Annotated in this window: 13 protein-coding genes; 5 read left to right on the top strand and 8 right to left on the bottom strand. The window is 46.1% G+C overall.

The genetic code is table 11. The features are described 5' to 3' along the window. Positions 1-32 precede the first annotated feature (32 nt). From tyrS to ppsA, 4 genes are all read right to left on the bottom strand, one after another. Positions 33-1,289 (bottom strand): tyrosine--tRNA ligase, encoded by a 1,257-nt coding sequence (gene tyrS, locus KIT90_RS01785; RefSeq protein ID WP_285374751.1) that lies wholly within the window; start codon positions 1,287-1,289, stop codon positions 33-35. 81 nt (positions 1,290-1,370) lie between these two features. After that, positions 1,371-2,192 carry a LuxR family transcriptional regulator gene (locus tag KIT90_RS01780; protein ID WP_285374748.1) on the bottom strand — a complete coding sequence of 274 codons (822 nt, stop codon included), beginning with the start codon at positions 2,190-2,192 and terminating at the stop codon, positions 1,371-1,373. A 117-nt stretch (positions 2,193-2,309) separates the two neighbouring features. After that, positions 2,310-3,089, bottom strand: a complete 780-nt coding sequence (locus KIT90_RS01775; RefSeq protein ID WP_285374746.1) for a hypothetical protein — start codon at positions 3,087-3,089, stop codon at positions 2,310-2,312. Between the two features lie 183 nt (positions 3,090-3,272). Then, complete coding sequence (ppsA, locus tag KIT90_RS01770; RefSeq protein WP_027726571.1) at positions 3,273-5,642, bottom strand: phosphoenolpyruvate synthase; 2,370 nt, start codon at positions 5,640-5,642, stop codon at positions 3,273-3,275. Between the two features lie 348 nt (positions 5,643-5,990). On the opposite strand from ppsA, the gene KIT90_RS01765 reads away from it, so the two are divergent. After that, positions 5,991-6,827 carry a pyruvate, water dikinase regulatory protein gene (locus KIT90_RS01765; RefSeq protein ID WP_005439262.1) on the top strand — a complete coding sequence of 279 codons (837 nt, stop codon included), beginning with the start codon at positions 5,991-5,993 and terminating at the stop codon, positions 6,825-6,827. A gap of 116 nt (positions 6,828-6,943) precedes the next feature. Here KIT90_RS01765 and ansB read toward each other — a convergent pair whose 3' ends face one another. Next, on the bottom strand, positions 6,944-8,008 hold the full coding sequence (gene ansB, locus KIT90_RS01760; protein ID WP_005439260.1) for an L-asparaginase 2: 1,065 nt from the start codon (positions 8,006-8,008) through the stop codon (positions 6,944-6,946). 314 nt (positions 8,009-8,322) lie between these two features. Continuing rightward, the gene (locus tag KIT90_RS01755) at positions 8,323-9,810 is read right to left on the bottom strand and encodes an EAL domain-containing protein (protein ID WP_033005965.1); all 1,488 of its coding nucleotides are present in this window, start codon (positions 9,808-9,810) and stop codon (positions 8,323-8,325) included. A gap of 463 nt (positions 9,811-10,273) precedes the next feature. Between KIT90_RS01755 and KIT90_RS01750 the strand changes: the two genes are divergently transcribed. Further along, positions 10,274-10,489, top strand: a complete 216-nt coding sequence (locus KIT90_RS01750) for a hypothetical protein (RefSeq protein WP_005439254.1) — start codon at positions 10,274-10,276, stop codon at positions 10,487-10,489. 115 nt (positions 10,490-10,604) lie between these two features. On the opposite strand, the gene KIT90_RS01745 is transcribed toward KIT90_RS01750, so the two are convergent. Continuing rightward, the gene (locus KIT90_RS01745) at positions 10,605-11,861 is read right to left on the bottom strand and encodes an adenylosuccinate synthase (RefSeq protein ID WP_005439252.1); all 1,257 of its coding nucleotides are present in this window, start codon (positions 11,859-11,861) and stop codon (positions 10,605-10,607) included. Positions 11,862-11,968: 107 nt separating this feature from the next. Here KIT90_RS01745 and KIT90_RS01740 point away from each other — a divergent pair, with 107 nt between their 5' ends. From KIT90_RS01740 to KIT90_RS01730, 3 genes are all read left to right on the top strand, one after another. Next, positions 11,969-12,838, top strand: a complete 870-nt coding sequence (locus KIT90_RS01740) for a LysR family transcriptional regulator (protein WP_285374740.1) — start codon at positions 11,969-11,971, stop codon at positions 12,836-12,838. A gap of 4 nt (positions 12,839-12,842) precedes the next feature. Further along, positions 12,843-13,235, top strand: coding sequence for a ribosome recycling factor family protein (locus KIT90_RS01735; RefSeq protein WP_038895620.1), 393 nt, complete (start codon positions 12,843-12,845; stop codon positions 13,233-13,235). An 84-nt stretch (positions 13,236-13,319) separates the two neighbouring features. Beyond that, positions 13,320-13,769, top strand: coding sequence for a YHS domain-containing (seleno)protein (locus tag KIT90_RS01730; RefSeq protein WP_020194663.1), 450 nt, complete (start codon positions 13,320-13,322; stop codon positions 13,767-13,769). 67 nt (positions 13,770-13,836) lie between these two features. Here KIT90_RS01730 and KIT90_RS01725 read toward each other — a convergent pair whose 3' ends face one another. After that, positions 13,837-14,820 carry a zinc-binding dehydrogenase gene (locus tag KIT90_RS01725; protein ID WP_285374737.1) on the bottom strand — a complete coding sequence of 328 codons (984 nt, stop codon included), beginning with the start codon at positions 14,818-14,820 and terminating at the stop codon, positions 13,837-13,839. Between the last annotated feature and the right edge of the window lie 6 nt (positions 14,821-14,826).

Genomic DNA, 14,826 nt, shown 5'->3' with positions numbered 1-14,826 from the left:
TATCTAGGTCGGAGGTCGTTAGATGGGAACCGTTAACCTTCGACGCGTTTCACCAAGTAGAAATGCTTTTTACCGCGTTGAAGCAACCAGTACTGATCGAACAGCGGGAAGTTCAAGCTTGGGTTTTCTGCATCAATTTTCTCGCCGTTCACACTGATGGCGTTGTTGCCAATCAGCTCACGAGCAATACGCTTTGAGTTGGCTAAGCCCGATTCAATCAGTAGTTCTACCAAATCTTGCTCTGCACTTTCCATGCTTGGCAAGCCATCGAGTTCCAACTGTTTTAGCTCGCTCAAACTTAGCTGCTGCACATTGCCGCTAAATAGCGCTCGAGTGATTCGCTCTGCACTTGCTAAGCCTTCTTCACCGTGGACAAAACGCGTCATTTGCTCTGCTAGGATACGCTGTGCTTGCGGTTTGCCTTTGCTCTCTTTGTCTTGTGCTTCAATCGCGGCAATCTCATCGCAACTCAAGAAGGTGTAGTAGCGCAGGAAGTGGTAGACATCGGCATCTTCCGCAGATAACCAGAATTGGTAGAAAGCGTAAGGTGAGGTCTTACTTGGATCTAACCACACTGCGCCACCTTCGGTTTTACCAAATTTAGTGCCGTCAGATTTGGTGATCAAAGGTAAGGTTAGACCGAAGACCTGCTCACCATTTTGACGGCGAGTAAGGTCAATGCCGCTAACAATGTTGCCCCATTGGTCGTTGCCACCGATTTGTAGGCGGCAGCCGTACTGACGGTTTAGTTCTGCGAAGTCGTAAGATTGCAGCAGTGCGTAACTGAACTCGGTGAATGAGATACCTTGATCTGGGCGTTGTAAGCGTTGCTTCACCGACTCTCGGCTGATCATGGTATTCACGGAGAAATGCTTACCTACGTCGCGGAAGAAGTCGATCACGTTAATCTGCTTTACCCAATCCGCATTGTTTACCATGATCATTGGCTTGCTGACTTGGTTCTTCATCAACTGTTGAATTTGATTCGACAGATCTTGTACCCAGCCCGTTACGGTTTCTTCTGAGTTTAAGCTTCGCTCAGTGGCTTTAAAGCTCGGGTCACCAATCATACCGGTTGCACCACCAATCAGAGCGATGGCTTGGTGTCCTGCATCTTGAAAACGCTTGAGCATAATCAGTGGCACTAGGTGGCCAATGTGCAAGCTACCTGCGGTTGGATCGAAACCGCAGTACAAGGTTTGTGGCTCAGATAGCAGTTGTTGAACTTGGTCTAAATCGCTCGCTTGGGCAATCAAACCGCGAGCTTGTAAATCTTCAATCAGTGTCATCGTCTTATCTTTATCTGGTTTGGTTGTATTCAGATTAAAAGGCGATGCGGAATCGAGATATATCCCTAAAGGGACAGTTTGTTATCTTGATTGAGTGATCAGGTGGTTGAGAAACAACTGAAAGAACTCGCTTAAAGACGCCACATTCAGTTGTGCGTAGATGCGTTTACGGTGGTTCTTAACGGTGCCTTCTGCCACATCTAGCTGCGTTGCTATCTCTTTGCTGTCATAGCCTTGCGCGATCAATGCCGCGATTTCTTGTTCTCGATTAGTGAGGACGGTTTGGCCAAAAGATGCCAGTGCGGATTCAATCGCGGCACGCATTTGTCCTGAATAAACGTTAGGGCTGAATACTGGCTCGGCGAGTGTAAACTCGGTTTGTTTCCAGTGCTGTTGGCACAGAGACTGGATAATCGCGAAGTAAGATTTGAGCTTGGTGACTTGAGCCTTGGTGAAGCGTTTATCGTCTTGCATAAAACCGAAGTAGAGCATCACCCAACGTGTCGGCTCGATTTCAATCAGCATGCTGAGTTCATCCTTCCAGCCCGTTTGGTGGTAAAACTGCTCACAGTAGGCTTGGTAATCGAGATCGTTACGCGCGACGTCTTTGTCTACGACATCTTTGAGCGTAAAGATGCCTTGCTCTTTGTTGGCGTTAAGCTTCTGGTAAAACGGGTCGTTTTGAAAAGAGGTGGTGAGGTAACGCTGAAACAAAAGCTCGCGCTCATTCTCAATCGAATCATAAAGATAGATAGGGTGTTTGCCTTCGCGGTAACCGAGGATCACCGCGCAATCAAAACTCAATAACGAAGCTATAACGCGCATCAGTTTGGGCGTAAAGCTTGGTGAATTAAGGGCAGAAATTGTCTCTGCAAGTTGAGTGTTGAATGCGTCGTTAGGCATGGGAATTCGAGTGTGCGATAAAGGTTGAGATAAGCATAACGCAACAGGCTATGATCCCAAAGTGATCAAAAAGGGGAGCGTTGTGCTCCCCATCAATAAATCCTTGTCACTAAGCGATTACTGCGAATCGGTCAGTTCTTTGTTGACCCAGTATTTCGAGCCAGAAACGTTAGCATCAACCAACAAGCCTGTGGTGTTTAGCTGATATACCGCCACGCCGCTGTTGAATTGCGCTGTCATTTCTTCGCCATCCTCACCAGCAACTAAAGAAGCTTCACTCGATGCTTCCCAGCCTTCCTCGACAAAGGTGTTGAAGTCTTTTTCTTCCTCAAACAGCACGACTTGTTGGTAGAACTTACCGCCAACACCAAGGGCAACACCCGCACCAAACATGTTCATGTAAGTGCGTTTATCCGTCGATTTGTTGACTGCAACACCAGAGCCAGAGTTGGTATGGAACATCAGCGACAGTTTGCGTGAATCAAACACCGCATAACCGTAAGCTTTATCATAAAGCTCTTTCGCTTCTGGTTTCTCATTGAAGAGCTTTAGCAAGGTGCTATCCGCCATTAAATCAATCGCTTGGCGCGCTTCTTCTGGCGTATCGCCTTCCATCAATTCATCGATTTTCTTATCGGCGTCGTCGATCCACTTTTTACTGGTCTCAATGCTGGCATCGGTCCATTCACCCGCAGTGTTGATCGCATCTTCAGACCAGTTAGTGAAATCTTGCCAAGCTTGTTTTGAGAACGCCTTGGTGTCATCCCAAGTGTCTTTTGCGGTATCAGAGACGGCGTCACCAAGGTCTGAGAGACTGTTAGAAATGTCGTCCCAATCTGCGTAAGCCGGAGAGGCGAGTAGCGTTAAAGCGGTAACAAGTGCAAGTGGCTTTTTCATAGGTCCATTCTTTTATGAAATCAGATTCTTTCATTCTAGGTGAAAAATCTCAGAGGGAAAATTAGCACGCCATTTAGGTTGGGATTATCGTCACGAACTCACAGAGCTTTGACATGATAGAAAAAGAAAAAGCCCTCAAACCGAGGCTTGAGGGCTTTTCATTACGAGTTGGGAAGGAGCGTATTACTTGCTCACTTTACCCAGCTTCAACCAAGTATCGATAACCGTATCTGGGTTCAATGACACAGAGCTGATGCCTTGTTCCATCAACCATTCCGCTAGGTCATCGTGGTCTGATGGGCCTTGGCCACAGATACCGACGTATTTGCCTGCTTTGGTTGCCGCATCGATGGCCATTTGCAGCATGGCTTTCACTGCAGGGTTACGCTCATCGAATAGGTGAGCAACGTCGCCAGAGTCACGGTCAAGACCTAGCGTAAGCTGAGTCATGTCGTTTGAGCCGATAGAGAAACCATCGAAGTACTTCAAGAACTCTTCAGCAAGTACTGCGTTTGACGGTAGCTCACACATCATGATGACTTTCAAACCTTGGTCGCCGCGGCGTAGGTCGAACTTAGCTAGTAGGTCGATAACCGATGCCGCTTCGCTTGGTGTACGTACGAATGGGATCATGATTTCAACGTTCTTCAGCCCCATCTCGTTACGAACGCGTTTGATTGCTTGAGTTTCTAGCTCGAAACAGTCTTCAAACACTGGAGAAATGTAGCGAGACGCACCACGGAAGCCCAGCATAGGGTTCTCTTCATGTGGTTCGTAACCTTTGCCGCCGACCAAGTTGCTGTACTCGTTCGATTTGAAATCAGACATACGAACGATCACGCGTTTTGGCCAGAATGCAGATGCGATAGTCGCAATGCCTTCGGTTAGCTTGCTAACGTAGAAATCGATTGGGTCTTTGTAGCCACGAATACGCTCAGTGATTTCAGCTTTTAGCTCATCGCTTTGCGCATCAAAGTTCAGCAACGCTTTCGGGTGAATACCAATCATCTTGTTGATGATGAATTCAAGACGCGCAAGACCCACACCTTCGTTTGGAATTTGAGCGAAGTCGAATGCACGGTCTGGGTTACCCACGTTCATCATGACTTTGGTTGGAAGCAGCGGAAGCTCATCGACCGCAGAGCGTTTGATTTCGAAATCCAGCTCGCCTTGGTAAACGTAGCCCGTTTCGCCCTCAGCACAAGACACAGTCACGGTCTCACCATCCGTCAGTTTGCTGGTGGCATCACCACAACCAACGATTGCAGGAATACCAAGCTCACGTGCGATGATCGCTGCGTGACAAGTACGGCCGCCACGGTTAGTGACAATCGCAGACGCCTTCTTCATCACTGGTTCCCAATCTGGGTCAGTCATGTCTGTCACCAGCACATCACCATCTTGTACCAATGACATTTGGTCTAGAGAGTCGACTAAGCGCACTGGGCCTTTACCGATACGTTGACCAATTGCACGACCTTCAACCAAAACATCCGCTTTGTTGCTTAGCTCGTAACGCTCAATCACGTTTTGCTCGCTTTGAGAACATACGGTCTCTGGGCGTGCCTGTACGATGTAAAGTTTGCCGTCGATGCCATCTTTTGCCCACTCAATATCCATAGGACGTTTGTAGTGCTTCTCGATGATCATCGCTTGTTTTGCTAGCTCTTTGATCTCTTCATCATTCAGAGAGAAGGCATTGCGCTCTTCTACTGAAGTATCGATGATCTCAACTTGCTTACCGATTTCTTGACGGTCTGAGTAGATCATTTTGATCTGCTTAGAGCCAAAGGTCTTCTTAACAATTGGGTGTTGACCCGCTTCTAGCATTGGCTTGTGAACGTAGAATTCATCAGGGTTAACTGCGCCCTGAACCACCATTTCACCCAAGCCCCAAGAAGAGGTGATGAATACGACTTGGTCGAAGCCAGATTCCGTATCTAGAGTGAACATAACGCCAGAAGAGGCTTTGTCCGAGCGCACCATGCGTTGAATACCTGCCGATAGCGAAATGCCACGGTGGTTAAAGCCTTGGTGTACACGGTATGAAATAGCACGGTCATTGAACAAAGAAGCGTAAACGTGCTTGGTCGCTTCTAATACTGCATCAATGCCTTTTACGTTTAGGAACGTCTCTTGCTGACCTGCAAATGACGCATCCGGTAGATCCTCTGCAGTTGCAGAAGAACGAACGGCAACAGAAATCTCAGGATGATTATCTGTCAGTTCTTTGTAGTTATCGCGGATGTCTTGTTCAAGATCCGCAGGGAACGGGGCTTCTAATACCCATTGACGAATGGTGGCACCTGTCTTGCGCAGGGCTTCTACATCCTCAACGTCCAGTTCATCAAGTAGTTGGTGAATACGCTCATCCAAACCTTCGTGGTCAAGGAATTGGTTAAACGCATACGAGGTTGTCGCAAAACCGTTTGGTACTGATACACCAACATTGGCTAGGTTAGAAACCATTTCGCCAAGTGAAGCATTTTTACCGCCGACTTTGTCGACATCATCCATGGATAGTCCATTGAACCAGAGGGTGTTCTTTTGCATGTCTTTCTCCAGAAACATTGCAGCTTTGTAGGGATTTATACCAACCTCGAACAGCGGTTGAGCATCCTTGCAGGTCAATGTCATTGAAGACGCAGTATCGAGCTGACAAGCAGCCATTGTAGATAAGGGGCGTTAACTACAATTTCCCAACTGGGGCTTAAACGAATTTTCCGACCAAACATGGTTCAACACTTTTCGTGGTTGATATGAAAGGCAAACGATTACGTCTTGGCTTAAAAAAACTCCGAAGAATTTTCAAAGCTGTGGGGCACGCAATTGCAAGCCAAACTCATTTATTAATATTATGTAAACCATCCTACTCAAATGAATTTTAAAAATTAAACTAAAATGCAAATAAATAGCCAAAGTCGTGATGTATTCTATGTTTCTGACGGAACGGCCATAACATGTGAGACGTTAGGGCATGTTGTTCTGGGTCAGTTTTCCTTCATTCCTAATGAAAAAACCTTTCCTTTTGTCGAAAGTGAAGACAAAGTCGCCGATGTCATCAAAGAAATCGAGATTTCCTACCAGCGTGATGGGATTAAGCCTTTGGTTTTCTTCTCGATTGTTGTGCCAGAAATTCGTGAAATGCTGCTAAAAGCGCCAGCTCATAGCTATGACGTACTAGAAAGCATTGTGCAGAAGGTGCAAGACGACATTCAAATGGAACCACAGCCGAAGATGCAGCGCTCACGTAGCGTAAGCAAAGATTCGGACACCTATTTCGACCGTATCGCTGCGATTGAATACACGCTTGCTCACGATGACGGCATCACACTTAAAGGCTTGGATGAGGCCGATATTATCCTTCTTGGTGTTTCTCGCAGTGGCAAAACCCCAACCAGCCTATATATGGCGATGCAATTTGGTTTACGTGTGGTGAACTACCCGTTTATCGCCGAAGACGTCAAGATGATGCGTTTATTGCCAGAGTTTGAAATCCATCGCCACAAGCTGTTTGGCTTAACCATCAACCCAGAACGGTTGAATGAAATCCGCGAGAACCGCTTGTCAGGCAGCGAATACGCCAGCACTGAGCAATGTAAGTTGGAGCTTGATACGGTAGAAGCACTGTTTAGAAGAGAAGCTATTCCTTACATCAACACGTCATCGCTATCGGTGGAAGAAATTACTACGCGCATTCTTGAAAGAGCAGGTATGAAACGTCGCTTGTTTGGCTAAGTTGCCCTTGTTTCGCTTTGTTACTAGTGAAAAATAACAAAAGAGGAGGCATCTGAGCCTCCTCTTTTTAGTTAGCGGTTAGCTTTCACTAATCGGAAAGTTCGTGAACTGTCCGATTAGTAATGTTGGAACATCTTCTGAATGTCTTGGTAATTTTTGGTCTGTGTTAGCGATAGCATCAACAGAATACGAGCTTTCTGTGGGTTCAACGTACCAGATGCCACGAAACCGTATTTATCGTCGTCAATTTCAGCATCTAGGGTAGTAGAGCCGGTAGGCGTGCGAGAGCTACGAACAACCATGATGCCATCTTTACTCGCCTTTTCTAACTCATCAAATACCGTGTGGTACAAGTTACCATTGCCCACACCTGCGCTGACGATGCCATCAAACTTCGCATCTACGAATGCTTTCACAGGTAAGCTCGACGCATTGGCGTAGTTATAAACGATACCAACTTGTGGCAACTTATCGAGCTTGGAAACATCGAAGGTTGTTTCTGTGGTGTGCTTACGCTCTGGGCTGCGTTGGTACTTTGCATCGCTGTTGTGAATGTAACCGAGCGGGCCAAAGTTCGGTGATTGGAAGGTGCTTACTGAGGTTGTGTTAGTTTTCGTTACGTCACGCGCATCAAAGATAGTGTCATTCATCGCAACCAAAACCCCTCGACCTTGAGAATCTTCATCCGTTGCGGTCACCACGGCGTTGTAGAGGTTGACTGGGCCGTCTGCACTCATTGCAGTAGAAGGGCGCATTGCACCCACAATGACAACAGGCTTGTCGCTCTTCACCGTTAAATCAAGGAAGTAGGCGGTCTCTTCGAGCGTGTCGGTACCGTGAGTAATCACAATGCCGTCGACATCATCTTGAGCGAGTAATTCGTTTACGCGTTTGGCTAACGTCAACCAGACTTCATCGTTCATGTCTTGAGAGCCGATGCTGACCACTTGCTCGCCAGAAATGTCGGCAATCTTGGTCATGCTAGGAACTGCGTTGATCAGCGAATCCACTCCGACTTTACCTGCAGTGTAATTGGATTCCGTTGCTGATTGACCAGCGCCAGCGATAGTACCGCCGGTTGCTAAGATCTTAATGTTTGGTAGGTCGGCATTGGCGAAGGACAAAGAACTCATGCACAAACCGAGCGTGATCGTACTTAGGCGGAGAAACTTTTTAGTCATAGGATTCACCTGTTTTTGGGTTAGATGTTGGGGGAAGCGATATCTATCCTAAAAACAGTGCGGTAGATTTTTTGAGCACAAGTTCACCAATTTGCAGATGAAAATCGTGATCAACTAATCAGTTAAAGAACATTAAATCAAGCGTTTAACTTAATCGACGTGCTTCATTAACAAGTGAGATCTTTCGGCAGTGTGTTTAACAATTGGTTAATTGTAAATTACTGGTTTGTAAGTAAGGCAACGTTTGATGAGGGTTTTAAGGTAAGAGTTGGCTGAGCATCCATCGCTCAGCCAAGAGCCAAAGAACTTTAAACTCAGTTTAGAGCGGGCGTGAGAGTTTGTAGCGTCGTTGCCTGTTTCGATTCCAAATATTCGAGGAAGTCAGGCTTCGGTATCGGCTTCGAGAAGTAGAAGCCTTGTATGTTGTAGAAACCGAGATCATGCAAAACACGTAATTGTGCTTGCTCTTCTACGCCTTCCACAATCACTGACATGTTCAGTGTTTGGGAAAGCGTGTGGATGGCTTCTAACAAAGGTTGAATGGTTTGCCCGTTACCTAAGTTGGTGACGAACACACGGTCGATTTTAATGATGTCAAACGGATACTGGCTGATGAAGTCCAGCCCCGAATAACCTGTGCCGAAGTCATCAACCGCAATACGAATTCCTAAAACGGCTAAGCGGTCGAGATGTTTACGAAGCACCGCGAGCTCGCCGCCACTGAATATCGCCTCTTCGGTGATCTCAAACACCAAACGTTCGCTGATGAAGTAACGATACTTCAAACGAGACTCTACCTCTTTAATGAAATCCTCTCGCAAGATCAAAGAGCGACTGACATTCACGCTGATGTAACGATCATGGAACGTCACCTTATTCGAGGCGATCATATTGATCGCTTTATCTAAAACGAGATAAGTGATCTGGTCGATCAAGCCAACTTTCTCTGCAAGAGGGATAAAGATACCTGGGGAAATAAAGCCTTGAACCGGATCGTTCCAGCGCACTAAGGATTCTCCGCCAATCACTGACCCATCTCGTTGATCTACAATTGGCTGATAATGCACGCTCAAATTTCGACTTTTGATCGCTTGTGTAAGAGAGAACTCCAGGCTGTTCTTAGCAAACTTCTTCGAAGTGAAGAATAGGCGAACCACAAGCGCAAACGCCATCACTAGCAATCCTAGCCAAAGCTTGCTCACCAGAAACTGCAGATAGAACGCAAAGCCAATGCAAGAGTAAACCGTAAAAGGCAGCACATCTGAGGCGACTTCTTCCATGCGCAGAGGCTGTTTATCGCTCGGGCTTCTTACTGTTCTACCGATGACATCAATCCGATAGTCCATGTCTCCAAAGCGAAAGATGTCAGCAACGAGGGTCTCTAATGACTCCTTAGGAAAAACCACACTAATGCCTCTGCCTTCTTGTTTAGTGAAAAACAGAATCAGTGCTTGGTCCGGAGTTAATGCGCTTTTGGTGTAGGAGAGTGTGGCGTGTACATCGCTATCGCCAAGACGTTTTAAGATGGTTTTGTAAATAAAAAAAGACGGGCTGCGTTCGCTACTGGTACACAACACTTGACCATCGCTGTCGAACGTAGCGATATCTTTAGCCATTCCCAAGCTGAAGATGCTCGCTCTCAGGTCATGTATTAAATCATTGCAGGCTTTTAGAAAAAACGCGTCATCAAGCAAGTAGGTGAGATCATTCACATTGTCTCGAAACTCATTTTCGATAGACACCACCGCTTGTTCGGTGAGCTTTTTATGATGTTGGTTCGCAAGAGGGATGAAAGCCAACATGGTGAACGTGAAAGAAAGAACACCGACCACACCCAATTTGATGTTGTTTGTCCATCTTTTGGAGGCGTTTTTGAAGAATTTATTGGTCACAGATATCAGTAGCGCAAGCAAGTAATGACATAAAACTATATTAAGCGTCTCATATTTAGGAAATGTTCAGCGCAAACTGTGAAGATGATCTTATAAAATAACGATAAGTTACTATTTTAAAATAAAAAATGAGTCTTACTATCACATAATTGTGATAAATAAGCGTTCAAAATGTATTCACCCTAAAGGGGTATGTAGAGCAAAGTTTGTCGGTTATCTAATTCTGCAAAAACTTGTTCAAAGTGTCGTTGAAACACGCATTTTCCACCCTTGCCTCTGACAATATCTTAACGAAGTGTTTCAAGACTTCGTTTAATTTATTTGCAGCAAACGATTTCGTTGTACGTGATGCAATAAACAAGAGGTTAGGGATATGATTGCGAAAACTTTCTCGATTGAGGTGACTTGCCCAAGTTGTGGTGAGCTTCATACTAAAAAATCTAGAGATTGGTTTATCGATAAAAGTACGCCGTTTTTAACTGGTGAAGGTTACGACTTTTACTGCGGATGTGGGCAAGAAGTTGAGTTCTCCTTGCTGTCTCAGCAACATGGCTCTGTGGTGAGGCCGTTGGAAGAATTAGCGTTCTGACGCTCGTTAAAACATAGAACAGTACTTGTTTTAACAAAGTATAAAGTGCATAAAAAAAGCGGCTTTACCCCGGAAAAGATAAAAGCCGCTTGCCAATAGACGTATTGTTTACGTCTTAGCGCATAATCATTTGTTCACGACCAGGACCAACCGATACCATTTTCACTGGTACACCCATTAGTTCTTCAATACGTAGAACGTATTTTTGTGCCGCAACTGGTAGCTCTTCGAACTTACGACAACCAGTAATGTCTTCGCTCCAGCTTTCCATCTTCTCGTAGATTGGTGCTAGTGCAGCCGTTTGAGGCCAAATTGGGTTTTCGCTGTGCTCGCCCTCGTAGCCAACACAGATTTTTAGATCTTTAAGACCAGTCAGACAGTCTACTTTGGTCAGAGCGATTTCAGTCGCTGCTTGAAGCTCAACGCCGTTCTTAGTCGCTACTGCATCAAAGTAACCCATGTCACGTGGGCGACCTGTTGTTGCGCCGAATTCACCCGCAAGTTCACGGAATGCATCTTGCTCTTCCATTGCAGTGATTAGCGTACCAGTACCTACTGATGAGCTAAACGCTTTTGCTACTGCAATAACGCGCTCTGGACGTAGAGCAGGAAGACCACTACCGATACCTGCGTACATAGACACAACGTTTGAAGATGTAGTCCATGGGTACTCACCGTAAACAAGGTCACGACCCGCACCTAGCTGTGCTTCGAACAGTAGAGTTTGGTCTTTTGCTTGCAGCTCTTTTAGCGGCAGCGTTACGTTGCAGATAGCATCACGCCAAGGTGCAGACACTTCTAGCAACCAGTTCGCCATTTCTTCAGCGGTTTGCTCGAATTCGAACGTTGGGTAAAGTGCACGTAGTTGTGGAAGTTTCCAGTCCATCCAGAACTTGATGCGTTCTACTAGAACTTCTGGTTGTTTCAACCAACCAACTAGGATGCCTTTTTTCATCACACGGTCGCCGTATGCAGGTGCAATACCTTGACGAGTTGAACCGTATGCTTTGTCGCCTAAGCGTTGCTCTTCTAGTGTATCTTCTAGTGCGTGTAGAGGTAGACACAGTGTTGCGCGATCAGAGATGCACATGTTCACTTTAACGCCCGCTTCCGCGACTTCCGCAATCTCCTCAGACAGCGACGCAGGGCTGATAACCATACCCGGACCTAAAACTGCCAAACAGTCAGGGTTGAAAACGCCACTTGGTAGCTGGTGTAGCTTGAATGTACCTAGGTCGTTAACTACGGTGTGACCCGCGTTGTTACCACCTTGGAAACGAATGCTTGCAGAAGCTTGCTCTGCCAAAAAGTCAACGATGCGGCCTTTGCCTTCATCACCCCAGTTTGCACCCACAACAACGATAGACGACATAATTCATTCTCCAAAAACAGACCGGAAAATCTTAGGATGCTCGCATGAATAAGAGAAATTAATTATACTCATTAACTTGATAAGAAAGTCATATCGGGTAATTTTCTATGTTGGATTTGAACTGGTTACGTACCTTTGTCACCTTGGCAGAAGTGAAACATTTCGGAAAAACAGCGATTGAACTGCACATGACGCAGCCAAATGTCAGCCTTCACATCAAGCAACTAGAACAAGCTACTCGTACCAAGTTGATTGAACGCAACCCAGTACAGTTGACTCAGGCCGGTAAGCGATTATTAGACACTGCCGAGCACATGTTGAATGAGCTGCAAATCTGCCAGTCCGATCTCAATGCCATTAATGATTTAACGCAAGGAACGCTCTCGATTGCGGCGAGTGATATTGTCTCGCGCCTGTTACTTATCAAGCCATTCCAACAATTCAAAAACGAATATCCCGGTATCGACTTAGCGCTGTTCAACACCACTTCATCGCAAGCGGTAGATTTGGTAAAAAGTGCTCGTGCTGACATCGGTTTTGTTATTGCGCAGAAAGAGAGTCAACCACTGCACTTTACGTCGCTAACCCAGATTCATTGGTGTGCTTTCGGCGATAACATCTTCAATTGGCGAGATAACAGCGAAGAGAACCAAACACTGATCTTGCTCGGTCACGATACCCGAACGCGTGAGTTGATTGACGCGTCTCTGCCAGAGCTAAACTTGCCAAAACATAGAGTCATGGAAGTAGGCAGTGTAGAGGCACAAATTGATTGGGCAGAAGCCGGATTCGGAACCGCAATTGTGCCGGACTTCTCACTCGATCCAAGACTGAAACTATCAAGAAAAGTAACGCCGTTACCCAGCTTCCCCAACACTGATTTTGGCTATATTGTTCGCCAAAACCAAGTGCTGTCCAAAGCCGCAAAACAGCTCCTAAAATGGGTAGCTGAGAATGTGTCTGTGGTAGAGGTTTAACGGTATGCAAGACACAACCATTACGATCCCTCTACCATCTTTGATTCACCGAATTGGTGGCGATCACGCTAAGCGAGCTAAAGCAATAGCGGCTGAGAAGAAGTGCGAAATGAAGCGCATACGACGCTCGCGTAATTGGCAAATTGCTGGTGAGGCTTTGGATTTGAAAGCATTTCTCGATCATATCAAAGCAGAAGAGTCTGAGCCGATGCGATTTGTGATCAACAAAATGGAAGTTGGTCTGGCTAAGCACAGCGATAAGCTTGAACCTTTAGAGGCGAAGCTGATTCGATTGGTCTTGGAGAATCCAAACATTACCTTGGCAGAGCTAATGTCGGAAACCAACTGTACGATCGCCCAAGCTCGAACGGCACGTTTCGACGCAGAGATGCTATAAGCCTGAAAGTTTCTTCTGATTTTTCCTGTCTATACTGGTAAGCGATTGATTATCAAACATCGGATAACGTAGAGAGGGAAAGTTATGAAGCTGATATTAAAACTGTTGAGTGTGTTCTTCATTTGGGGGAGCTTGACGCTTCCTGCTTTCGCTCTTGATCCTGTTTATAGCGACTTTCTCGGTAAAGCGATTCGTGGTTACGACCCTGTCGCCTACTTCACTCAATCAAAACCAGTCAAAGGTGACAGCGATTTCACTTACCGTTGGAATGATGCCAAATGGTACTTTTCATCAGCGGAAAATCGAGATGCATTCGTGAAAAATCCTGAGAAATTTGCACCGCAATATGGCGGCTATTGTGCTTGGGCTGTGAGCAAAGGCTATACCGCCAAGATAGATCCTAATGCGTGGAATATTCACGATGGAAAGCTCTACCTAAACTACAGCAAATCCGTTCAAGCCTCTTGGCAACAAGACATTCCGGGTAACATCGCGAGCGGGGATAAAAACTGGCCGAAGTTACTTGCAGAATAACGAAGTCCGATAAGATAAAAGGTCGCTATTACAGCGACCTTTTTTGATTGTGGGGGAATCTTTAGATTTACGGTAGCAACAACATTTTGCCCATCACCGAACCACTTTCGATTCTATCGTGTGCTTGCGCAGCTTCGGACAACGGCAGAGTGGTAAACACAGGTTTAATTTTGCCTTGCTCTAGGAGTTCGTAAAGCGCTTCCATGGATGATTTCACCAATGGGTAGTCGTTGAAGTAAGTTGCGTAGATTTCTGAGTAAGTAATAGTTGGCGCTTTGCTAAAGTGCTTAATCGCCTCGGCTTGCAAGTTTGTCTCACCCATACCCGCCAAGAAACCAAACACAACAACGTGACCAAGTGGCGCTAATACTTCCAAGTCTTGCACTATGGTATCACCAGCTACTGGGTTAAAGATGTAGTTCACTCCGCGACCTTCGGTGACTTCTTTAACTGACTCTACCCAATCGCTATCAGAGGTAAATGCGTGGTCCGCACCCATCTTCAATGCGTTTTCTGCTTTGTGGGCTTGTCGCTCTAAAGCAATAACGTTTAGACCTGCTAGCTTAGCCAATTGAATCAGTGCCGTACCCACGCCACCGGACGCTGCGTAAACCAGCGCTGTTTTGCCTTCTTCAACGCGAGCAACGTTATGTAGCATGTGGTAAGCCGTAAAGTAGTTAACAGGTAGAACAGCAGCTTCTTGAAGGTCGACCGACTCTGGTAGCACGACCAATTTATCTGCGTCGACAGCAGTAAACTCTGCGTAAGTTGATGCGCCAATTGGGCCAAGAAACGCGACTTTCGTGCCTTCTTTTAAGCTCGTGTTGTTTGAATCGGCAATTACACCACTGCCTTCAACACCAGAAATGTAAGGCAACTCTGGCATCATACCTGGAGGCATATTGCCTTCACGGATGATGGTATCAATGAAGTTCACTGGTGCGGCGTGAATGCGAACCAAAACTTGTCCTTCTTTCAATGTTGGTTGTGCTACGTCTTGGTAAACCAGTTTGTCGCTGCCGCCTGTTTGAGTCAGTAATACTGCTTTCATGATGTC

Origin of the sequence: Vibrio sp. B172a (assembly GCF_030248355.1) — a bacterium.
Lineage (GTDB): Bacteria > Pseudomonadota > Gammaproteobacteria > Enterobacterales > Vibrionaceae > Vibrio > Vibrio owensii.
This window is presented reverse-complemented; position numbering and strand designations above follow the sequence as displayed.